This is a genomic window from Methylococcales bacterium, assembly GCA_030949405.1.
In the GTDB taxonomy this organism is placed as follows: domain Bacteria; phylum Pseudomonadota; class Gammaproteobacteria; order Methylococcales; family Methylomonadaceae; genus WTBX01.
On the sequence record JAUZSN010000002.1, the window covers coordinates 1,126,274 to 1,147,798 of the forward strand.

Sequence of the window (21,525 nt, forward strand, 5' to 3'; positions counted from 1 at the left end):
GTAATGGTTTGCATTTTTTCAATAATGTAAGGCTTTACTTTTTAGCAGTTCCCCTAAAACATTAGGAGGCGAGCCGCATTGAGTACTTGGTTATTCGCTATCTAATTGTGTTAATAACGTAACTTTAAATTTATTTTCTTGTTCGGGGCTTAAAAGTTGACCTTTAAGATCGGTTACATAAAAAATATCTTCGGCACGACTGCCTATCGTTGTAATTTTAGCATCATGAAGCTGAATATTTAGCGTAATAAAAATTTGTCCAATATCGGATAATAAACCCGCCCTATCCGTGGTAATTAACTCAATAATTGTATAGCGTTTTAAAGGATCTTTTTCAAATTCTACACGGTTATTAAGAGGGAAATGTTTAGCTTGGCGCGATTGGCGATGAATATTTTTTTGCTCTTTAATGTGTTTTTTTAATAAATTATGACGTAAAGACTCACAAATGCGTTTTTTCTGACGCTCATCCGTAATCGGTTCCCCTGATTGCTCAATAACTTGAAAGCTATTCAGCACATATTTATCATCAGTGGTACTGATATGAGCATCAAGAATCGTTAAATTCAAATGATCTAGGCTGCTGGTACTGATGGAAAAAACCATCGCTTCATTTTTAGCATAAACAAAAACGTCGGCACTTCCTCGTTTGCTTTGAGAGCGTAATAAGACCAAGGGCAAATCAGTTTTGTTACTGGCAGAAATGGCTAACGTATGCCAAACGATCTCATCGGTACTGTAGCGTAGAAAATAGCCTTGATTGGTATGAGACCATGAATCTTCAATGGTTGCCAGCGATAGCCCCTCTTTAAATAGCATTTCGGTGGCATCTTTTTTATTTTCTTCCTCGCGTTTTGAGATAGAAATGGGGTTTTGTAAATTTCTATGTAAGGCACGCAAACTGGCGTTATACAGTTGTTTTAATAACGAATCCTTCCATGAACTCCATAAACTAGAACTGGTTGCGCGAATATCGGCCACGGTTAATAAATACAAATAATTTAATCGTTCTATTGTGTTCACTTGAGAGGAAAATTCATAAATTATCTCAGGATCACTAATATCTTTACGCTGTGCGGTCATTGACATTAATAGATGATTTCTAACCAACCAACTAACTAATTTACTATCATGCGTTGATAATTGATGTTGCTGACAAAATTCAATCGCAATGACTTCACCTAATTCTGAATGATCGCCGCCCATGCCTTTAGCAATATCATGAAACAAGCCCGCAAGATAAAGGACTTCAGGTTTAGAAATAAGTTGAAAAACATCATAGCAAAAGGGGAGTTCTTGCTGATGTGTTTTTAAGGCAAAACGTCGTAAATTTCCAATAACAAATAAGGTGTGAACATCAACCGTGTAAATATGCACCAAATCATATTGCATTCGTGAAACAATATTGGCAAAAGCGGGTAAATAAGCCGCAAGAATACCATAACGGTTCATTCGTCTAAGTTGATGGGTGATACCGTGCGGGTGGCGTAAAATTTCAATAAAGAGTTGATTGGCCTTTGTATTATGTCTAAATTCATCATTAATCAGCGGTAAGCTTTTACGAATAAGACGAATGGTTGTGGCGCGAATCCCTTTGAGTTGAGGATTTTGTTGTAATAATAAAATAATACTGAGAAGCAATAACGGCTGACGTTCAAAGATGCTATTAGACTGGGCTTCTAAGTAGCCGTTAATGGCCACAAAAGAATGATTAATCATAATCGCCTTACAATCGCCTTTGGGGCAAATAAAGCGTTCACTAAAAAGTTGTAAAAGCATTTCATTTAAACGTTCAACTCCGACGACCGTTTTAAAATAAAACTGCATGAACTCTTCAATATTTTGATTTTTATAGTCGGTGGTAAAGCCAAATTGCATGGCGAGTGCGCGTTGATAATCAAATAATAAGCGGTTTTCACTTCGTCCTGTTAATAAATGCAGGGCATAACGAATTCGCCAAATAATATTACGAGCTTCAATCAGTTCTTGATATTCAGATTCAGGAATAAAACCATGCTTAATTAATTCTCTTAAGGTTTCAGATTTATACTGATATTTAAAGACCCAGCCAATGACTTGTAAATCCCTTAATCCTCCTGGACCTTCCTTGGTATCAGGCTCAAGATTGAACGCGGTTTGATTGGCTTTAAAGTAACGTTGATGTTGTTCCTCTATTTTAGCGGCAAAAAAGGTATCGGATGGCATCAGTTCATTGTAGACCCGATAATATTTTAATTTATCATATAAGCGTTGATGACCTGCAATTAGACGCATTTCTAATAAACTGGTCATGACCGTTTGGTCTTCAATGGCCACTTTTCGACATTCTTTTAAGGTTCGGACACTTAAGCCAAGCTTTAAGCCAATGTCCCATAAAAAAGTATTGAAGGTGGATAACTTTTCTTGATAACGTTGTTCGTCGGATTGATCGAGTAAAACTAAGATATCAACATCTGAAAAAGGAAATAATTCTCGTCGACCATAGCCGCCCACGGCAATCAGACTAAACTTTAAGGCAAAATCCCCCATAAAGTGATGCCAAATGGTGCTGACTAATTCATCAATAAAATCAGATTTTTGATGGATCAGTTCGATAACATCGTTATGGGGATTAAATTGTTGCTCTAAGTTTTCGGCCTGTGTTTTCATCAACGCTTTAAATTCACCAACCGGTTGCGTTGTCGAAAATAATCCACTAAAAATGCTCATGATTTAGACCTCGTCTGCACGCAAAGTTAAGACATCATAGCCTGTTTCCGTGACCAAAATAGTATGCTCCCACTGTGCGGATAAAGAGCGATCCTTGGTGACAGCCGTCCAGCCGTCTTTAAGTATTTTTGTTTGACGTTTTCCCATATTTAGCATCGGTTCAATCGTAAAAATCATCCCTGGCTTAAACAGTTCACCCGTCCCCATTTTTCCATAGTGCATGACATGAGGCGGTTCGTGGAATTTTTTACCGACTCCATGCCCACAAAATTCTTGTACCACGGAATAGCGGTGTTTGTGAGCATGTTTTTGAATCACATAACCAATATCCCCAAAATGATTTCCCGGTTTTATTTGTTCAATCCCAAGAAACATGGCTTCACGCGTTATTTCAATAAGACGTTTTGCAAAAGGAGTCACTTGACCGATACAAAACATCTGACTGGTATCACCATGATAGCCTGCTTTAATCACCGTAATATCAATATTAATAATATCGCCTTTTTTAAGTTTTTTCTCAGAAGGGATACCATGACAAACTTGCTGATTAACCGAGGTACAAATTGATTTAGGGAAGCCTTTATAATTTAAAGGGGCGGGAATCGTTTGCTGACTATTAACCATATAATCATGGCAAATATCATTGAGTTCATTAGTTGAAATACCAGCAACAACGTGAGGGGCGATCATGTCTAAAACGTCGGCAGCAAGTTTACCTGCTACACGCATTTTTTCAATTTCGTCAGCGGTCTTGATAAGGATGCTCATTGAATAATGGGGGGGGTTAGTGGATAGATGTTGGTTAGGTTAACGCAATCTATTCGTTTTAGTTAGGCTTATTCTCTTTTTTTATAGAAAAAGATAAGCTCCGATAAAGGGTTATCGTGCAAATTAGTTCAAGTTTTAAATGTTTAGTTGATCTTTATTTTACGCTATTTTACGGATAAATTATTGGTATAAAAATTAAATTATGATATAAAGGTAAGTTATTTTTAATTTAATACTCACATTTATCGACACGCTTGGTAGGGTGCTTGTTGTCAAACAGGTTGCTAGGCGGGATAAGTAGAGGCGTAACCCATAATCACTTTAGTTATAAAGTGGTTTAATTATCAGGAGAAAAAAATGGCAGCAGTGTCAATGCGTCAAATGTTGGAAGCCGGAGTTCATTTCGGACATCAAACACGTTACTGGAACCCCAAAATGGCTAATTACCTTTTTGGCGCGCGTAATAAAATTCATATCATTAATTTGGAACAGTCCCTTCCCTTATTTAATGACGCAATGAATTACTTAGGTCAAGTGACTGCAAATAAAGGTAATATTTTATTTGTGGGGACTAAAAAAGCAGCGCGTAAAGCGGTTGCCGAGCAAGCCAAATTATGTGGAATGCCCTATGTAAATCATCGTTGGTTGGGTGGAATGCTCACCAATTATAAAACCATTAAAAAATCAATTAATCGCCTCAAAGAATTAGAAGCGATGAAAGCCGATGGAACGTTATATCAACGTTTTAGTAAAAAAGAAGCCTTGGGCATGGATCGTGAGTTAGAAAAACTTGAGCGTAGCCTAGGTGGAATCAAAGATATGCGCGGGACTCCCGATGTTATTTTTGTCTTGGATGTCGGTTATGAAAAAAATGCGATTGCCGAAGCTAAAAAATTAGGTATTCCAGTCGTCGGTGTGGTTGATTCTAACAATTCACCTGTGGGTATTGATTACGTCATTCCAGGTAATGATGATTCAATACGTGCGATTAAATTGTATTGTGAAGCGGCTGCAGATTCGGTTAATAATGCTAAACTTGCCTTACAAGGACAAGGGGCTGCAACGTCTCAACAAGGTGATTTTATTGAAGAAGCAACGTCGGAAGCGGATCAAGTAAAAGAAGACGTTTAAGGTATAAAGTTCTATTTTTGAAAATCGCAGGTATCAAACATAGGATTAACAAAAATGCCTCTTTAAAAGAGGCATTTTTACGGTCAAAATATATGGGAAAAGAAATAATGAAGATTACGGCACCAATGGTAAAAGAACTTCGTCAAAGAACGGGGTCTGGCATGATGGAATGTAGACGCGCTTTAACCGCAGCCGAAGGTGATATGGAAATCGCTATTGAAAATATGCGAAAAGCGGGGCTTGCCAAAGCAGATAAAAAAGCGAGTCGGGTTGCCGCTGAAGGAATGATTGGTATTAAAATTAGCGATGATGCGAAAACAGCCGCGATGGTTGATGTTAATAGCGAAACTGATTTTGTAACCAAAAGTGAAGATTTTATTACGTTTGTTAATTTAGTCACCGATTTAGTCTTAAATAATGAGATTAGCTCAACGGATGAATTACTAGCTGCCGAATTATCAGCGGGTAAAACGGTTGATGACACGCGTCGTGCTTTGATTGTTAAAGTGGGTGAAAACATTACCTTAAGACGTCTTGAGAGATATACCTCAACAGGAAGTATTGCCAGTTATGTTCATGGAAGTAAAATTGGTATTTTAGTTGAGATGGGTGATGAAAATGTTGCCTTAGGTAAAGATATTGCGATGCACATTGCTGCATTAAACCCTCAGTGTGTATTAGAAGAAGACGTGCCTGCTGCGGTGATTGCGAAAGAAAAAGAAATCATCAGTGGACGTATTAAAATTGAAGCTGAAGAAACAGGAAAATCAAAACCTGATGCTATTATTGAAAAAATGGCGACGGGTCGGATTAAAAAATTCTTAAGTGAAATTACCTTAGTCGGTCAAAAATTTGTTAAAGATGATAAAGTCACCGTGGCTGAATTGTTAAAATCAAATAAAACCAGCGTGGTTCGTTTTAGTCGTTTTGAAGTGGGCGAAGGAATTGAAAAAGCAGATGAAGATTTTGCAGCGGAAGTTATGGCGCAAGTTAACGGGTAACGAATTTCACCCCTTAAAATCGTGTTGAATTCTGTTTTTATCCAGTGACACGAATGCTAGATAAATATAGGTGGGTTGCACGCTCACCTATAGTAATTTTTAATAATTTTTAGATCTCCTTCTGTTTTGGCGTGTCGTTTGAATTTGAAGTCCAATAACGCATAAATCCCAATGAAGGATGTTGATTTTTTATATTCATTTTCTTTTAATGGAGATTCGGTAAGATGACTAAATTGATTTGCCAGAGAATTTTACTAAAATTAAGTGGCGAAGCTTTAATGAGTAACGATGGCGGTAGCATTGATGCAGAAATTATTAAACGCCTTGCCCTAGAAATTAAAGCACTTTGTGACGCGGGCTTACAAATTGGTTTGGTACTCGGTGGGGGAAATATATTGCGCGGTGCGCAACAAACCTCAGAAGGGTTAAATCGAGTGACAGGCGATCAGATGGGGATGTTAGCCACGGTCATTAATGCACTGGCGATGCGAGATGTCTTAGAATTTGTAGGACAGCCTGCGCGGGTGATGAGTGCGTTAAAAATTAACCATGTTTGTGAAGATTATGTGCGAACTAAAGCCATGAATCATCTCAATAAGGGGCGAGTTGTTCTTTTTGCCGCAGGTCTGGGGAATCCTTTTTTTACCACCGATACCGCGGCAAGTTTAAGAGCGATTGAAATTGAGGCGCAATTATTAATTAAAGCGACTAAAGTTAAGGGGGTTTACTCAGCGGATCCTCATAAAAATGCGAACGCTATTTTTTATCCGACGTTAACTTACAGTGAAGCAATTGATCAGCAATTAGCGGTCATGGATACAACCGCATTAGTGTTATGTCGGGAACATAATATGCCGATGCGAATTATGAATATTTTTGAGCAGGGCGCGTTAATGCGTCTTATGCAGGGTGAAGAGATTGGTTCATTTATTGAACGAGGACAAAACAAATGATTAATGATATTCAGCAAGAGGCTTCAGAACGGATGACTAAATCGGTTGAAGCGTTAGTTAATGCGTTTACCCGTATTCGTACCGGGAGGGCGCACCCAAGCTTGTTAGAGCAAATTAAGGTTTCTTACTATGGAACCGATACGCCTTTATCTCAAGTCGCTAATATAGGGATTGAAGATTCAAGAACCTTAAAGGTAACGCCTTGGGAAAAGCCGATGGTTCAAGCGATAGAAAAAGCAATTATGGCTTCAAACTTAGGTTTAAACCCCGCGACCACAGGAACGGTTATCCGTATTCCATTGCCGCCTTTAACCGAAGAGCGTCGTCGTGATTTAGTTAAATTAGTTAAAAATGAAGCTGAAAATGGGCGTATTTCAATTAGAAGTATTCGCCGTGATGCGAACTCTGAAATTAAAGAAGCCTTGAAAGAGAAAATTATTTCCGAGGATGAGGCGCATTCAGGGGAAGAAAAAACTCAAAAATTGACGGATTTATTTATTCAGAAAATTGAAAAGCAGCTGGAATTAAAAGAAGCTGATTTGCTATCAATGTAGGGGTGTTTCCTTATGAGCAATGATAGCCTGCCTACGACTAACAATGGTTTACCCCGCCATATTGCCATTATTATGGATGGCAATGGCCGTTGGGCAAAAAAGCGGTTTATGCCTCGAGTCGTTGGGCATAAAGCAGGGGTAAAAACCGTTAAAGAACTGGTTGATTTTTGTACGGACCAAAAAATAGAGGTGTTATCACTCTTTGCTTTTAGCAGTGAAAATTGGCGTAGACCCCAAGAAGAAGTTTCGTTATTGATGAAATTGTTTGTGACGACCTTGCGTTCAGAAGTAAAAAAAATGATGCGTAAAAATGTCAAACTAGTTTGTATTGGTGAGCGAGCTGTTTTTTCGAGTGAATTACAGCATGAAATAAACGAAGGTGAAAGGCTCACTAAAAATAACGATGGTTTGACGCTGGTGATTGCCGTTAATTACGGGGGGCATTGGGATATAGCTCAAGCCGCAAATCAGGTTGCCTTAAAAATAACGAATAAAACAATAACCAGTCCTGTCATCACCGAAACGCTTATTTCCCAGCATCTTTCTACCGCCTCTTTACCTGATCCTGATTTGTTTATTAGAACAGGGGGGGAGCAGCGTATTAGTAATTTTCTTTTATGGCAACTTGCCTATACTGAGTTTTATTTCACACCGACCTTATGGCCTGACTTTAATTCTGCGGCATTACAAAAAGCTATTGATAGTTTCAAGGGCCGACAACGACGTTTTGGACGCACCGGTGATCAAGTGCTTTCTAAAAGCTAATTCATTATAATTATTAGAATAAAATAATCCAACATGCTATTACAACGTATTATTACTGCAACAATTTTAGCCGTTTTAATTATTCCAGCGGTCCTTTTTTTGAGTTCACTGCACTTTTCCTTAGTCATTGCACTGGTGGTCTTAGTTGGCGCGTGGGAATGGACTCATCTTATTAAAATGGAACAAATCGGCTTACGGATATTGTTTTTAATAAGCTTAGTACTCCCTATGTTAGGGGTTGCTTTCTGGACTCAGTTTTTAGAAATGGTTGCCTTACAATTTGAATGGGGTGATGTTAGAGAATATTCAGGGGCGATAGAATGGACTGTCATTCCTCCTGTGTTATTTTGGATTATAATGATGATGTTAATTCGTCAATTACCGACATCCTTATTAAAACTAGAATTAAAACAGCATTACCGAGCCTTTACAGGTTGGTTTATATTATTAGCGGCGTGGATGTTTATTAGTCGATTGCGCTTACTTTATGGCGAAGAGATGGTGTTATATTTTATGATCTTAATCTGGGTCGCTGATATTGCCGCTTACTTTGTCGGTAAACGCTTGGGTAAAGACAAGCTATCGCCTGATATTAGCCCAGGAAAAACAGTACAGGGTATCTATGGTGCCTTAGTCGGCGCGGGAATTTGTGGACTCGTCCTTGGAATTCTGTATAAATTTTCATGGATGAGTATTATTGACTTTATGTTGCTGTCGATTTTGACGGTTCTGGTCTCAATTTATGGGGATTTATTTTTCAGTTTAATCAAACGTCAACGTGGCGTGAAAGATAGCGGTATTATTTTTCCAGGACACGGCGGCGTTTTAGATAGAATTGATAGTATTATTGCAGCGGCTCCCTTTTTCTATGCAGGTATTACCTTAATTGGTTTCGGGGTTTTTCAATGAAAGGGCTTTGTATACTGGGCGCGACAGGATCCATTGGTGTTAGCACATTAGAGGTTGTGTCTCGCCACCCTGATAAATACAAGGTCATTGCACTCACCGCAAATACTAATGTTGAGGTTCTTTATCAGCAATGTTTAACGTATTTACCTCGCTACGCCGTTATGGTTAACAAAGAAAAAGCGATTAGTTTGCAGCAAAAATTGGTAGCGGCAGAAATAACCTCTATTGAGGTCTTATCAGGCACCGCCGCTTTAGAAAAGGTCGCAGCTCTTGATGCGGTTGATTCCGTTATGGCCGCTATCGTAGGGGCGGCAGGCTTGTTGCCTTCCTTAGCGGCGGCAAAAGCAGGTAAAACTATTTTATTGGCCAATAAAGAAGCCCTTGTAATGTCGGGGAATATTTTTATGCAAGCGGTTGCCGAGTCTGGCGCAACCCTACTGCCCATAGACAGTGAACATAATGCCATTTTTCAATGTATGCCCGCAGGGTATAGTACAGGTGAAAAAGCGAGTATCCGACGAATTTTATTAACGGCATCGGGTGGCCCTTTTCGCGAAACAGCGGTAGAAGACTTAGTTGATGTAACGCCTGATGAAGCGGTTGCACATCCTAAATGGGATATGGGCCGAAAAATATCCGTAGACTCAGCCACGATGATGAATAAAGGCTTAGAACTCATTGAAGCCTGTTTATTATTTAATATGCCGGCTGATGCGATTCAGGTGGTGATTCATAAACAAAGCATTATTCATTCCATGGTGGATTATGAAGATGGTTCCGTATTAGCCCAAATGGGAAATCCTGATATGCGAACCCCGATAGCTCATGCAATGGCTTATCCAGAACGATTTGAATCGGGCGTGAGTCCGTTAGATATTTTTGAAGTCGGGCAGATGAACTTTGAAAAACCGAACTTAGAACGATTTCCATGTTTGCGTTTAGCCAAAGAAGCGGTTAATGCGGGTGGAATTATGCCGACAGTATTAAACGCAGCCAATGAAGTTGCGGTTGATTTCTTTTTGAATGAAAAAATAAAATTTACCGACATCGCCGTGGTTATTGAACAAACAATGGCGCAATTTACTGCGGAAGACGCATCCCTTTTAGCGATTGTTTTGGCGACGGATAAAAAAGCAAGAAACAAGGCAATCGACATAATTAACGGATTAACCCCTTAATGGACTTGTTATATACACTTTTTCATTTTATTGTCGCGATTGGATTGTTGGTTGCCATTCATGAATTTGGTCACTTTTGGATTGCCCGTCGATGTGGCGTTAAAGTGGTACGATTTTCAATTGGTTTTGGTAAAATTATATGGGCATATCAAAAAACAGCGGATTCTACTGAATACGCGTTATCGGCTATTCCGTTGGGTGGTTATGTCAAAATGATTGACGAGCGAGAGGGTGATGTTAAAAAAGAAGATCTTCCTTTTGCCTTTAACCGCCAGCCGCTCGCGAAACGTGCAGCAATTGTTGCCGCAGGACCTATTTTTAATCTACTCCTCGCGATTGTCTTGTATTGGGTTATATTTGTAATGGGTGAAACAGGAATGCGTCCCATTATTGGGGAGGTAGCCCCTAAAACTTTAGCTTATCAGGCTGGGTTTGCTGAGGGCGAGGAAATTATTTCAGTTAATGATAAACTGACCCCCACATGGAATGAGGCAATAGGGGCGTTGTTTGCCTTAGCGATTGGCAGTGAGCAAGGGATAAAAGTTGTCACTAAAAGTCGTGATGGCCTTGAAGGAACTCATTTTTTAGATGTTCCTAATGAAGCGGCAATGGAGCCTGAGTTACTTTATGATCGTGTGGGCTTAAAACCCTTTACCCCTAAATTAAAACCTATCATTGGTCGTGTGTTAGATGATAGTGCGGCGAAAGAGGCGGGTTTGAAACCCGGTGATTTAATCCTCAGTGCGGATACGATTAAAATTGAGCAATGGATGCAATGGGTTCATTATGTACAGCAACGTCCAGAAATCGTGATTCAATTATTGATTTCTCGGGAAGGTCTGCATTTACCATTAACGATTACACCTAAGCGCGTTGAAACTAAAGATAAAATTTTAGGGCGAATTGGGGCAGGGGTTCATATTGATGATGCGTTACTGGACTCATTTCGTGTTCATTACTCACTTCCTGTTGGAGAGGCTTTTATTGCAGCGGTACAACAAACTTATTACTACGCATTCACCTCATTAAAAATGATGGGAAAAATGCTAACAGGTAAAGCCTCTGTTGATAATTTAAGTGGACCGATTAGTATCGCCCAATATGCAGGTCAATCAGCTGAAATGGGATTGATTCATTTTCTTAAATTTTTAGCGATTGTCAGTGTCAGTTTAGGGGTGCTAAACCTATTACCTATTCCCGTTTTAGATGGCGGACATTTAATGTTTTATCTTATCGAAGGTATTAAAGGCAGCCCTGTTTCAGAAAACATTCAAATTCTTTTTCAACAAGTTGGACTGTTTTTATTAATGTCGTTAATGCTTTTTGCCGTTTTTTTGGATGTAGGACGATTATTTTGAAAATGAAGAAATAAACACATGTTTCAAACACTTTTAATAAAACTTTAAGCTATTTAAGCCCATAAATTATGAAATTTTTTTATCAATCTCTGTTAGTTGCCGCAAGTTTATTTTCTTTTTCCGCTGTACAGGCGGATGATGTTGCAATTAAAGCCGCCTTGAAAAAGGCCATGCCCACCGTCAGTATCATCTCTTTAAAAGATTCAGAAATTCCAGGATTAAAAGAGGTCGCTATTAAAGGGGCTATTTTTTATGTTTCAGAGGATGGAAACTATTTAATCCAAGGACATTTATTTGACTTAATCGCTAAAAAAGATATTACAGAAGCAAAATTAGCTAATTTAAGAATGACCGCACTGGATGGAATTAGCGAAGAAAAAATGATTGTTTTTAGACCTGAAAAATCTAAACATACCGTGTCTGTTTTTACCGATATAGATTGTGGCTATTGCCGTAAACTTCATTCCGAAATGGAACAGTATTTAGCGAAAGGCATTACTGTTCGGTATTTATTTTTTCCACGCGCAGGCAAAGGCTCAGAATCGTATGATAAAGCCGTTTCTGTCTGGTGTGCAATCGACCGAAAAAAAGCATTGACGGACGCTAAACTAGGCACAAGTCCTAAGAAAAAAACCTGTGATAATCCGATTGACGAACACATGGCTTTAGCCGAAGTTTTTGAAGTTCAAGGAACGCCGATGATTGTGACGGATAAAGGAACCGTTTTACCTGGTTATGTACCAGCGGATAAATTAATCAAAGAGCTTGAAAGAAAAAAATAACGCGTTTTAAATTCAGTGGTGTAGGGCGTATTCAACACGCCCTACGCTGTTTAAACGTGATAACTTTATTGGATCTCATTTCCACGTCTATTTTCTCTATTTTTAAAAGACCCAAAAATTCTAACGGGTTGATACTCAATTAACCTTGAATTTTTAAAAAAGAGACTCTTTATTAAATTCAAATTATCTCACCTCTTCGGTCTATAATCATGTCGTTAAAAAACAAAACAATGTCTGTTTCTACATTAATGGAACAAAGCGGTGTTTCATTTGGTACCAGTGGCGTAAGAGGACTTGTCGCTGATATGAGTGATGAAGTTTGCTGGGTTTATACAACCGCCTTTCTTCAAACCTTAACAAATTTAAACGCAGGCGATGAAATCGGCCTTGCGGGGGATCTGCGTAAGAGTACGCAGCGCATTATGTCTGTGGTTGCTCAAGCGATTACCGATAAAGGTTTTAAAGCGGTCAATTATGGCACAATTCCTTCACCTGCGATTGCGCTCTACGGTTTGTATCAACAATGCCCCACTATTATGGTCACAGGAAGTCATATTCCTGATGACCGTAATGGAATTAAATTTAATAAAGCCGACGGTGAAATTCTAAAAGCGGATGAGACTGAAATTAGAGCGCAAGTTGTTGAAATACCCTCCGAGAAATTTTTAGACACGAGTGAGTTACTCACGTCGCCCCCCCTCCCGATCGTTGATAAATCCGCAGAACAACATTATATTCAACGTTTTATTGATTTTTTTCCTAAAAATTGTTTGCACGGTAAGCGCATTGGTTTGTATGAACATTCATCGGTTGCCCGCGATTGTTTAAAAATAATCCTAACGACCTTGGGTGCAGAGGTTACTTCATTAGCGCGTTCCGATCGCTTTGTTGCCGTGGATACCGAAGCCATTAGAGCCGAAGATATTATCTTAGGTAAGCAATGGTCTGAAACCTATCAATTTGATTGTTTAATTTCTACCGATGGCGATGGGGATCGTCCTTTAGTCGGTGATGAAAAGGGGAATTGGTTACGGGGAGATATAGCTGGGTTATTATGCACTCACTATTTTAATGCCGATACCGTTGTGACCCCTGTAAGCAGTAATTCAGCCTTAGAATTATCAAATTATTTTACCCAAACCTGTCGAACCCGTATTGGTTCGCCTTTTGTGATTGAAGCGATGCAGCAAGCAGCCAAAAACGCGGCGATTGTTATGGGTTATGAAGCCAATGGCGGTGTCTTACAAGGGAGTGACATTCATCAAAATGGGCAGTGTTTAGCCGCCTTACCCACGCGTGATGCTGCTATCGTTCCTTTAGCGATTTTAATGCTCAGTTGCAATCAACAAACCCCTATTTCAAAATTATTAGAGGCATTACCGCCTCGTTTTACCGTGAGTGATCGTTTAAAAGCCTTTCCTACGGCCTTAAGCCAAAAAATTCTTACTGAAATGATGGCGGGCGATAATGAGGCTAATTTAACCGCCCTTGAAAAACAGTTAGGCCCTATTGCAGGGAAGCCGATTTCAATGGATACTACGGACGGTGTTCGGGTTACCTTTGAACAAGGTCATATTATCCATTTTAGACCATCTGGGAATGCGCCGGAATTACGTTGTTACAATGAAGCCGACACCGAAGCACAGGCGCAACAATTAAATGATGATTGTATGCAGTTGATGCGAGGTTGGCAATTGTCATAAAATACACATTCAATTCTAAGTAGCTTCATTCAGAGGCTACGTTAAAACCATCCCCATTAGAGCGATCAAGAACAGAGTTCTTCACGATTGTATTATAAAATAGACTTAAACTCTTATTCAGTCTTCATTCCTTAAGGTTTGCTTATGCGCGTTTTACATGTTTATCGTACATTTTTTCCTGATACACAAGGAGGGCTTGAAGAAGTCGTTCGCCAAATTTGTAAAAATACGGTAACCGAAGGGGTTGAAAGTCGTCTCTTTTGTTTAAGTCATCACCCAGAGCCTGCGATAATAGACTATGATGGAATTAAAGTTTATAGAGTGAAAACGCATCTTGAAATTGCCTCATGTGGACTTTCTTTTTCAGCGTTAAGCGTCTTTAAAGAACTGGTGGACTGGGCGGATGTGGTTCATTACCAATTTCCGTGGCCCTTTGCCGATGTTCTCCACTTATTAGCCCGAGTTAAAAAACCAACCGTACTCACTTATCAATCAGATATTGTTCGACAGCAAGGTTTTTTAAAACTGTATCGCCCGTTAAAACATTTATTTTTAAAACAAATGGATGCACTGGTTGCAACCTCACCGAACTATGCGCGAACCAGCCCTGTTTTACAGCGTTATGCCGATAAAGTGGAGGTAATTCCTATTGGCCTTGATGAGGCCAGTTACCCTATTGCAACTGAAAGCGATATAGACGCGATGCGTCAACGAGTGGGTGAAAAATTCTTTCTTTTTATTGGTGTTCTCCGTTATTACAAAGGCTTATCGACCTTATTAGAAGCCGCTAAAAATACGGATTTACCGATTATTATTGTCGGTTCAGGGGCGGAAGAGCAGGCCTTAAAGGCACAGGCTAAAACCTTAGATTTAAACCATGTATACTTTATGGGGCGTGTTTCTAATCAAGAAAAAGCGGCTCTGATTGCCTTATCCCTTGCGATTGTTTTTCCATCTCACTTACGTTCAGAAGCCTTTGGCGTCACCTTATTAGAAGGCTCGATGCAAGGTAAGCCGATGATTTCATGTGAACTAGGCACAGGAACAAGTTTTGTGAACAAGGATAATGAAACAGGGTTTGTTGTTCCGCCAGTTAATCCTGAAAAATTTCGGGACGCGATGGAAAAATTAAGAGCGGACTCAAACTTAGTGGAAAAATTTGGAAAGGCGGCACGAAAACGGTATGAAGATTTATTTACAGGGCATAAAATGGGACTAAGTTACGCGACACTTTATAGCAAGGTTCTATTGTCTAAAAAAAACTAAGGTGACTCAATTAATTCGATCACCCGATAACTTATCCACTTATTTATGAAAAAAGTTGCCTTATTACGTTATGGCGTTATCTTTAAAAAAGCATTTTGTGATGTGGATGTTTTTAAAGGATTTGTTCGTGACATTATTGGTATTAACCTAGAAATTGATCGTGTTGAGACTGGAAAATCATTTAAACCTACCGTAGGTGAGGTTGATATTAAATTTGATTTATACGTCGAAGATAAAAAAACCGATACATTGTTGATATTCAGCATGAACGTCCTACCGATCATTATGATCGTTTTTTGTATTATCACGGTATTGCTTTAATTGAGCAGATTAAAAGTGCGGTAAATTACCGCCCTCCGTTGGGTGTTTATACGATTGTGGTTTTAACGTTAGGGGATCAACATAAGCGTGATATTTCAGTGATTGATTTTGATCCTAAAGATTTAGAGGGGCAACCTTTAAATGAAATTCCACATAAAATTATTTATTGATGCCCCAAGTATTTAAATGCTAAAACCCCTGTGGCTTATCGTGAATAGCTGCAAGTGATTGATGAGAGCTCGTTGACGAATCTAATGACCACTTACCTGAAATTCAAAAAGTTTTAGCGCATATAGAAGAAGATGAAATTTCACCGACCGAAAAACGGACGATGATTGAGGAATTTTATTTTGATGAGATTGAAAGTATAGGCATCGAAAAAGGACTTATAAAAGGCATTGAAAAAGGAATGGAAAAAGGCATTAAAGCAGGCAAAGTTGAAATTGCTCAGACGATGTTAAACCAAGGTTTTGAGATTAAAATAATTGCCCGTGTCACCCATTTAACAGAAGATGCGATTGCTCAATTAATTTAAAAAATAGAGGCTTGTTTTTTCGTCTGAGCGGGTCATTTAACATTTATTTTTCCAAGGTTTTTTTAAAATGAAAAAAGAAATTATTTTATTAGGGGTTAATATTGATCATGTGGCAACCTTACGTCAAGCACGCGGAACACGTTATCCTGATCCCGTTCAAGCGGCCTTAGTTGCAGAACAAGCAGGTGCTGATGGGATTACCGCTCATTTACGCGAAGATCGTCGTCATATTCAAGATCGTGATATTTTCTTATTAAAAGAAAGGCTGCATAGTCGTTTAAACTTAGAAATGGCGGTGACCGATGAAATGATTGCCCTTGCTCAAAAAGTAAGACCTTATGCCTGTTGTTTAGTCCCCGAAAAACGTGAGGAACTAACTACCGAAGTCGGGCTTGACGTAGCCTCTCAAGCGGAACGAATGAAAGCTGCCTGTTCTAAATTAGCCGATGCGGAAATTGAAGTTTCTTTATTTATTGATCCCGACGAAAAACAAATTGATGCCGCTAAAGCCGCAGGTTCCCCTGTAATTGAATTACACACAGGCGCGTATGCCGATGCAACCACGTCAACGCAACAAACACAGGAATTAAAGCGGATTCAGCACGCCGCTTATTATGCTCATAATATGGGCTTACAAGTGAATGCGGGTCATGGCTTACATTTTCATAATGTTGAAGAAATTTGTTATATTCCTGAAATTGTTGAGCTAAATATTGGTCATTCCGTGATTGCTCAAGCCGTATTTTCAGGATTAGCGCAAACGGTGAGTGATTTAAAAGCGATCATACGTCAAGCACGGTTAATAAGCTAAGGACTGTGAATTGAATCCTACTCAAAATTTTTTTGGCGTATTTGGGGAATTACCGCGTATTCTGCACTTGTTGGGGACAGATGAAAATTTCTACTGTGATTTAAAAAGAGATAATTAAAAGGATTAGGACATGTTTGAATTAATAAGAAGTGGGGGTTGGATCATGTTTCCGATTCTCCTGTGTTCAATTATCGCTCTGGCCATTATTGGCGAACGCTTTTGGTCATTACAGCGAAAAAAAATTCTACCGCTGCATTTAGTTCCGCAAATATGGAAAGAAGCTCAAATCAATCAAATCAATGAAAATACGATTCGAGGATTGAGAAATGATTCGCCTTTGGGGGTTATTTTGGCGACAGGTCTGGAAAACCGTCATCATGGTCGAGAAATCATGAAATCCAGCATTGAAGAAACAGGACGACAGGTGGTTCATGAACTTGAGCGATTTTTAAATACTTTGGGAACCATTGCCTCCATTACACCACTATTAGGTTTACTGGGAACCGTCTTGGGAATGATTAAAGTTTTTGCTGCTATCATGGAAAGTGGGGTGGGTAATCCTGCCGTGTTAGCGGGTGGCATTTCAGAGGCGTTAATTACCACCGCCGCAGGATTAACGGTGGCGATCCCCAGTCTTATTTTTCATCGTTATTTTGAACGCTTAATTGATGAGTATGTTCTAAAGATGGAAGAAGAGTCCCTAAAATTAGTGGATATTATTCACGGTGATAGAGAGAGTAGCGATGAACTTTCATCGAAATAAACGTCCTCCGTTAGATATTAATTTAACCCCTATGATTGATGTGGTCTTTTTATTACTGATATTCTTTATGGTAACCACTACATTTACCCGTGAAACAGGGTTAAATATTAACTTACCTGAGGCAAAAGGCGAGCAAACTGAAAAAGATAACCAGTCAATCACCTTGTTAATTGATTCAAAAGGACATTACTTTATTTCAACAAACGATGCAAGAAAAGGAAAATTAGTTGACTCGCGGGTCACGACCTTAAAACAAGAACTGATTAAAGCGATGAATAATCGTACTGAAACCCCTGTTGTCATTAGTGCCGATAGTAAAACCTCCCATCAATTTGTTATTAAAGCCTTGGATATTGCCAGTCAAGTCGGTTTTAAACATATTGCGTTTGCAACCAAGGAACCCGAGGCCATCAAATGAAAAAAATTCTGGAACGCTGGGCCAATAAATTTTGGTATGAAGACTATTATCTTGCCTCATGGCTCTCACCGTTATCTTATCTTTATCTCGATGTTGTTTGTTTTAGACGATTTTTATACCGACACGGATTTTTAAAAAGTAGAGCGTTTCCTGTCCCTGTCGTTATTGTTGGTAATATCACCGTCGGTGGCACAGGAAAAACGCCGCTGGTTATTTGGTTAGCTCAGCAACTGCAACAGGCTGGTTATAATCCAGGAGTCGTTACACGAGGCTATGGGGGGAAAAGCGAAGATTACCCTTTTATCGTTGATAAAAAGACGACAACGGAGCAAGCAGGTGATGAGGCGGTTTTAATTGCCGATAAAACAACCGCGCCTGTTGCGGTATCGCCATTACGTGTAGAGGCGGTACAACGTTTATTAGATGAAAAAAAATGTGATATTATTTTAGCCGATGATGGCTTACAACATTACGCGTTACAGCGTGATATTGAAATTGTCGTGATTGATGGTAAACGACGATTTGGAAATAATTTTTTTCTTCCCTGTGGGCCTTTGCGTGAACCTCAAGAACGAATACGTGAAGTTGATTTTGTTATTCTTAATGGGGGAATCCCTCAAGATAATGAACTATTAATGACCCTTAAAGCGAGTGTCGCTATTAATTTAGTCACGGATGAGCAAAAAAAATTATCTGAATTTAGTACGCAAAATTGCCATGCTATCGCCGCCATTGGAAACCCACAACGTTTTTTTGACGTATTATTGAGTACGGGTCTAACCACTCAAAACCATAGTTTTGCCGATCATCATGCGTTTAAAGTTCGTGATATTACCTTTAAAGATAATTTCCCTGTTTTAATGACTGAAAAAGATGCGGTAAAATGTCGTGATTTTGCGACTGAACAGCATTGGTTTATTCCTGTTGAACCTCAATTGCCCGATACTTTTTTTAATCACCTCTTAACCTTAATTAAACAGAAACATGGATAAAAAACTACTTGATATTCTTGCATGTCCGTTGTGTAAAAGCCCCTTAATTTACCATCAACCTGAACAAGAACTTTTGTGTAAAGCGGATGGTCTGGCTTTTCCTGTACGTGATGATATTCCTGTGATGTTAAAAGAGGATGCGCGAGTTTTATCTCAAGAAGAGATTGATAGCTTGCATCAATGAACCCGTTTAAGGTCGTCATTCCTGCTCGCTTTGCCTCCACACGTTTACCAGGGAAACCTTTAATTGATATTGCAGGGAAACCTATGATTGCTCATGTCTGTGAAAGAGCTTTAGAAGCCAAGGCAGAGCAAGTCGTGGTTGCTACCGATGATGAGCGTATCTATGATGCGGTGGATAAATTAGGTATTGAAGTCGTCATGACCGATAAAAACCATCAAAGTGGCACAGAGCGCATTGCCGAAGTTGCAACGATACTCGGCTGGCACGAAGAGACTATTATTGTAAACGTTCAAGGCGATGAACCTTTGATTCCACCGGCTTATATTCGTGAGGTTGCAACAACCTTAGCGGCGCAGTGGCATGCGGGAATTGCGACCTTAGCTGCAAAAATTAATTCGGTGGATGATGTTTTTAATCCAAATACCGTTAAAGTGGTCACCGATAAAAAAGGCTATGCCCTTTATTTTAGCCGCGCCCCGATACCTTGGGATAGAGATCGGTTTAGTCACGCCACTAAGACCTTATCGACAATCCCCTATTTACGTCATATTGGTATTTATGCGTATACCGTCAGCTTCTTGAAAAATTATTGTCAATGGCCCGCCTCTTCTTTAGAATTAATTGAATCTTTAGAACAGCTACGAATTTTATGGCAAGGGGAATCAATTTTAGTTAAAACGGTTAATAAGGCCCCAGAAGCAGGTATTGATACAAGGGATGATTTAATCCGTGTTCAAGCGCATTTTTCTACTTGATTTTGGTAACGTGCCATAACGCATTATAGAGATGCCTTCTACTTTAATTAAATTTTTTATTGTGTACAGAAATTATTTATTTACTCACCTCTAGCGGGCTTTAAAGCCATTATGAAAATATTAATTGTTTTACATGACACTATTTTATTAACCACCTTTAAAATTTGGTTGCATAATTATAGCAAAACTATTGATGATGTTATTTTAGTTTCACATTTTTTAGAGGGACGTGAAATTTTAAAAAAGCATCAAATAGATGTGATTATTATGGATTTAGAAGTAGAAAAATTTGATGGTTTTGACTTATTATTGTTGAGCATAAAAAGTTATCCAACCATTAATATGATTATTCTGTCGGACTCAATCGTTCATACTAACCCTTTTTTTTCGAGTTTTAATTGCCTAAAAAAATCATCATCCCTTAACCAGTTAAAATGTTTATTAACGAGTATAAGAAAAAAAGAACTCGATTTAAAAGTCGTTAACCGTATTCTTATTGCTGATTTTTTTCGTTTACTTCAAATGAAAAGAAAAACCTGCTTAATCGAAATTACCGTTGAAAAAACAAAAGGTTTTATTTATTTTTATCAAGGCGAATTATTTAATAGTGTCTATGGTGGCGATAAAGGTGAAGTTGCATTTTTAAAAATATTAGACCATAAATGTGACAACCTTTCTTTTAGAAGCATCCCTGAACGCAGTTTTGCAAGAGTTATTACGACTTCCTTACTGGGTTTAATTAAAAAATATATCGCACAAAAGAATGCGCCCACTATTATTGAAAAAACAAATACGACCAATACGTCAAGAGAAGCCAATAATAGAGACGATTTTTCAATAGCGCATAAAAATAAACGCCCCGTTAAATCAGAAAATATAACCGTATTAGAAAATAATGAGGAGGATGAGGCCTTAGTGATTACAGAAGGCTTGGTAGAGCTGACAGAAATTGAAGTCTTGCCGGTAATAAAACAAGCGACTTTATCTAAAGAAAATAAGATTAATTCGTTAATAGGGGTTCAAGAAATAAAACCCTTAGAAGTAGAAATAAAAGTTCTTGACAGGGTTGATGAAAAAGGAGACGATAATACCGTTATAAAAACAGATACTTCTATCTTGGAGGATAAGATAGAGGTGGTATTTGAAAAATCTCAAATAATAGGAAAAGAAAATATGGCTTTACAAGATTGTTTAACTCCTTTACAAGATATTGATGGTTATTTAGCATCGGCTATTTTTGATATGTCAGGTGAAGTATTAGTTCAGCATAATAACTCAAAATATAATGTCTCTTTAATTGGGGCTAATGCTATTTCAATGATTAACAGTGCGATAAAAGCAATGAATGGAGCAGGCTTAGGAAAATATAATTTTATCCAAGTCAATTCTGAACGAGGTATTTTTGGGGCTGTTTGGGCTGTTGAAGATCAATCGGTTGTAGCCGTTTTGTTAGAGCCTAATGCAAATGTAGGTATGGCAAAATTATTGCTGGCAAAAGTCGGTGAAACCAGTGGCAGTCAACTGTCATAATTAATAAAAGCCTACTTGCTTTATAGAATGAAATTTAAAGTGTTTATTGTTAAATTTCATTTTTAATAAGCAAGTAGGTTTTTTAATTTTAATCTTGCCTATTAACGCCTTTCTATAAATACAATAGTTCGGACAGTTT

At 38.6% G+C, this 21,525-nt stretch carries 23 protein-coding genes; 21 read left to right on the forward strand and 2 right to left on the reverse strand.

Features of this window, described 5'->3' with window-relative positions; translation table 11 throughout:
- Window positions 1-90: 90 nt before the first annotated feature.
- Together glnD and map are read right to left on the reverse strand one after the other, a co-directional pair.
- Window positions 91-2,709 (reverse strand): [protein-PII] uridylyltransferase, encoded by a 2,619-nt coding sequence (glnD, locus tag Q9M50_05990; protein ID MDQ7090183.1) that lies wholly within the window; start codon window positions 2,707-2,709, stop codon window positions 91-93.
- A 3-nt stretch (window positions 2,710-2,712) separates the two neighbouring features.
- A complete protein-coding gene (gene map / locus Q9M50_05995) occupies window positions 2,713-3,477 on the reverse strand; it encodes a type I methionyl aminopeptidase (protein ID MDQ7090184.1) in 765 nt (254 codons plus the stop codon).
- 357 nt (window positions 3,478-3,834) lie between these two features.
- Between map and rpsB the strand changes: the two genes are divergently transcribed.
- From rpsB to Q9M50_06100, 21 genes are all read left to right on the forward strand, one after another.
- Window positions 3,835-4,608, forward strand: coding sequence for a 30S ribosomal protein S2 (gene rpsB, locus Q9M50_06000; GenBank protein MDQ7090185.1), 774 nt, complete (start codon window positions 3,835-3,837; stop codon window positions 4,606-4,608).
- Window positions 4,609-4,715: 107 nt separating this feature from the next.
- Window positions 4,716-5,609 carry a translation elongation factor Ts gene (gene tsf, locus Q9M50_06005; protein ID MDQ7090186.1) on the forward strand — a complete coding sequence of 298 codons (894 nt, stop codon included), beginning with the start codon at window positions 4,716-4,718 and terminating at the stop codon, window positions 5,607-5,609.
- Between the two features lie 224 nt (window positions 5,610-5,833).
- The gene (pyrH, locus tag Q9M50_06010; protein ID MDQ7090187.1) at window positions 5,834-6,562 is read left to right on the forward strand and encodes a UMP kinase; all 729 of its coding nucleotides are present in this window, start codon (window positions 5,834-5,836) and stop codon (window positions 6,560-6,562) included.
- Window positions 6,559-7,116, forward strand: a complete 558-nt coding sequence (gene frr / locus Q9M50_06015; GenBank protein ID MDQ7090188.1) for a ribosome recycling factor — start codon at window positions 6,559-6,561, stop codon at window positions 7,114-7,116. Before pyrH ends, frr begins: the two co-directional genes overlap by 4 nt.
- Before the next feature lie 12 nt (window positions 7,117-7,128).
- Entirely contained in the window at window positions 7,129-7,881 is a 753-nt protein-coding gene (locus tag Q9M50_06020; protein MDQ7090189.1) for an isoprenyl transferase, read from the forward strand.
- A gap of 33 nt (window positions 7,882-7,914) precedes the next feature.
- Window positions 7,915-8,790 (forward strand): phosphatidate cytidylyltransferase, encoded by an 876-nt coding sequence (locus tag Q9M50_06025; GenBank protein MDQ7090190.1) that lies wholly within the window; start codon window positions 7,915-7,917, stop codon window positions 8,788-8,790.
- A complete protein-coding gene (gene ispC / locus Q9M50_06030) occupies window positions 8,787-9,968 on the forward strand; it encodes a 1-deoxy-D-xylulose-5-phosphate reductoisomerase (GenBank protein MDQ7090191.1) in 1,182 nt (393 codons plus the stop codon). The genes Q9M50_06025 and ispC overlap by 4 nt, the downstream gene beginning before the upstream one ends.
- Window positions 9,968-11,326 carry an RIP metalloprotease RseP gene (gene rseP / locus Q9M50_06035; protein MDQ7090192.1) on the forward strand — a complete coding sequence of 453 codons (1,359 nt, stop codon included), beginning with the start codon at window positions 9,968-9,970 and terminating at the stop codon, window positions 11,324-11,326. Before ispC ends, rseP begins: the two co-directional genes overlap by 1 nt.
- A 68-nt stretch (window positions 11,327-11,394) precedes the next feature.
- Window positions 11,395-12,108: a DsbC family protein gene (locus tag Q9M50_06040; protein ID MDQ7090193.1), complete on the forward strand. Its 714-nt coding sequence runs from the start codon at window positions 11,395-11,397 to the stop codon at window positions 12,106-12,108.
- A gap of 230 nt (window positions 12,109-12,338) precedes the next feature.
- Window positions 12,339-13,811: a phosphomannomutase gene (locus tag Q9M50_06045; protein MDQ7090194.1), complete on the forward strand. Its 1,473-nt coding sequence runs from the start codon at window positions 12,339-12,341 to the stop codon at window positions 13,809-13,811.
- 144 nt (window positions 13,812-13,955) lie between these two features.
- Window positions 13,956-15,077 (forward strand): glycosyltransferase, encoded by a 1,122-nt coding sequence (locus Q9M50_06050; protein MDQ7090195.1) that lies wholly within the window; start codon window positions 13,956-13,958, stop codon window positions 15,075-15,077.
- A 45-nt stretch (window positions 15,078-15,122) separates the two neighbouring features.
- On the forward strand, window positions 15,123-15,398 hold the full coding sequence (locus tag Q9M50_06055; GenBank protein ID MDQ7090196.1) for a hypothetical protein: 276 nt from the start codon (window positions 15,123-15,125) through the stop codon (window positions 15,396-15,398).
- Window positions 15,374-15,568: a hypothetical protein gene (locus tag Q9M50_06060; protein ID MDQ7090197.1), complete on the forward strand. Its 195-nt coding sequence runs from the start codon at window positions 15,374-15,376 to the stop codon at window positions 15,566-15,568. The genes Q9M50_06055 and Q9M50_06060 overlap by 25 nt, the downstream gene beginning before the upstream one ends.
- 161 nt (window positions 15,569-15,729) lie before the next feature.
- Window positions 15,730-15,933 carry a hypothetical protein gene (locus tag Q9M50_06065; GenBank protein ID MDQ7090198.1) on the forward strand — a complete coding sequence of 68 codons (204 nt, stop codon included), beginning with the start codon at window positions 15,730-15,732 and terminating at the stop codon, window positions 15,931-15,933.
- Between the two features lie 67 nt (window positions 15,934-16,000).
- Window positions 16,001-16,744 (forward strand): pyridoxine 5'-phosphate synthase, encoded by a 744-nt coding sequence (gene pdxJ / locus Q9M50_06070; protein ID MDQ7090199.1) that lies wholly within the window; start codon window positions 16,001-16,003, stop codon window positions 16,742-16,744.
- Window positions 16,745-16,874: 130 nt separating this feature from the next.
- Window positions 16,875-17,507: a MotA/TolQ/ExbB proton channel family protein gene (locus Q9M50_06075; GenBank protein ID MDQ7090200.1), complete on the forward strand. Its 633-nt coding sequence runs from the start codon at window positions 16,875-16,877 to the stop codon at window positions 17,505-17,507.
- Window positions 17,488-17,925, forward strand: a complete 438-nt coding sequence (locus tag Q9M50_06080) for a biopolymer transporter ExbD (protein MDQ7090201.1) — start codon at window positions 17,488-17,490, stop codon at window positions 17,923-17,925. The genes Q9M50_06075 and Q9M50_06080 overlap by 20 nt, the downstream gene beginning before the upstream one ends.
- Window positions 17,922-18,917 (forward strand): tetraacyldisaccharide 4'-kinase, encoded by a 996-nt coding sequence (gene lpxK, locus Q9M50_06085; GenBank protein MDQ7090202.1) that lies wholly within the window; start codon window positions 17,922-17,924, stop codon window positions 18,915-18,917. The genes Q9M50_06080 and lpxK overlap by 4 nt, the downstream gene beginning before the upstream one ends.
- Entirely contained in the window at window positions 18,910-19,101 is a 192-nt protein-coding gene (locus tag Q9M50_06090) for a Trm112 family protein (protein MDQ7090203.1), read from the forward strand. Before lpxK ends, Q9M50_06090 begins: the two co-directional genes overlap by 8 nt.
- The gene (gene kdsB / locus Q9M50_06095) at window positions 19,098-19,856 is read left to right on the forward strand and encodes a 3-deoxy-manno-octulosonate cytidylyltransferase (protein MDQ7090204.1); all 759 of its coding nucleotides are present in this window, start codon (window positions 19,098-19,100) and stop codon (window positions 19,854-19,856) included. The genes Q9M50_06090 and kdsB overlap by 4 nt, the downstream gene beginning before the upstream one ends.
- Before the next feature lie 111 nt (window positions 19,857-19,967).
- A complete protein-coding gene (locus Q9M50_06100) occupies window positions 19,968-21,386 on the forward strand; it encodes a hypothetical protein (GenBank protein MDQ7090205.1) in 1,419 nt (472 codons plus the stop codon).
- The last annotated feature ends 139 nt before the right edge of the window (window positions 21,387-21,525 follow it).

Coding starts and splice junctions, on each gene's coding strand:
- glnD (MDQ7090183.1), bottom strand. CDS start 2,709: ATGAGCATTTTTAGTGGATTATTTTCGACAACGCAACCGGTTGGTGAA.
- map (MDQ7090184.1), bottom strand. CDS start 3,477: ATGAGCATCCTTATCAAGACCGCTGACGAAATTGAAAAAATGCGTGTA.
- rpsB (MDQ7090185.1), top strand. CDS start 3,835: ATGGCAGCAGTGTCAATGCGTCAAATGTTGGAAGCCGGAGTTCATTTC.
- tsf (MDQ7090186.1), top strand. CDS start 4,716: ATGAAGATTACGGCACCAATGGTAAAAGAACTTCGTCAAAGAACGGGG.
- pyrH (MDQ7090187.1), top strand. CDS start 5,834: ATGACTAAATTGATTTGCCAGAGAATTTTACTAAAATTAAGTGGCGAA.
- frr (MDQ7090188.1), top strand. CDS start 6,559: ATGATTAATGATATTCAGCAAGAGGCTTCAGAACGGATGACTAAATCG.
- Q9M50_06020 (MDQ7090189.1), top strand. CDS start 7,129: ATGAGCAATGATAGCCTGCCTACGACTAACAATGGTTTACCCCGCCAT.
- Q9M50_06025 (MDQ7090190.1), top strand. CDS start 7,915: ATGCTATTACAACGTATTATTACTGCAACAATTTTAGCCGTTTTAATT.
- ispC (MDQ7090191.1), top strand. CDS start 8,787: ATGAAAGGGCTTTGTATACTGGGCGCGACAGGATCCATTGGTGTTAGC.
- rseP (MDQ7090192.1), top strand. CDS start 9,968: ATGGACTTGTTATATACACTTTTTCATTTTATTGTCGCGATTGGATTG.
- Q9M50_06040 (MDQ7090193.1), top strand. CDS start 11,395: ATGAAATTTTTTTATCAATCTCTGTTAGTTGCCGCAAGTTTATTTTCT.
- Q9M50_06045 (MDQ7090194.1), top strand. CDS start 12,339: ATGTCTGTTTCTACATTAATGGAACAAAGCGGTGTTTCATTTGGTACC.
- Q9M50_06050 (MDQ7090195.1), top strand. CDS start 13,956: ATGCGCGTTTTACATGTTTATCGTACATTTTTTCCTGATACACAAGGA.
- Q9M50_06055 (MDQ7090196.1), top strand. CDS start 15,123: ATGAAAAAAGTTGCCTTATTACGTTATGGCGTTATCTTTAAAAAAGCA.
- Q9M50_06065 (MDQ7090198.1), top strand. CDS start 15,730: ATGATTGAGGAATTTTATTTTGATGAGATTGAAAGTATAGGCATCGAA.
- pdxJ (MDQ7090199.1), top strand. CDS start 16,001: ATGAAAAAAGAAATTATTTTATTAGGGGTTAATATTGATCATGTGGCA.
- Q9M50_06075 (MDQ7090200.1), top strand. CDS start 16,875: ATGTTTGAATTAATAAGAAGTGGGGGTTGGATCATGTTTCCGATTCTC.
- Q9M50_06080 (MDQ7090201.1), top strand. CDS start 17,488: ATGAACTTTCATCGAAATAAACGTCCTCCGTTAGATATTAATTTAACC.
- lpxK (MDQ7090202.1), top strand. CDS start 17,922: ATGAAAAAAATTCTGGAACGCTGGGCCAATAAATTTTGGTATGAAGAC.
- Q9M50_06090 (MDQ7090203.1), top strand. CDS start 18,910: ATGGATAAAAAACTACTTGATATTCTTGCATGTCCGTTGTGTAAAAGC.
- kdsB (MDQ7090204.1), top strand. CDS start 19,098: ATGAACCCGTTTAAGGTCGTCATTCCTGCTCGCTTTGCCTCCACACGT.
- Q9M50_06100 (MDQ7090205.1), top strand. CDS start 19,968: ATGAAAATATTAATTGTTTTACATGACACTATTTTATTAACCACCTTT.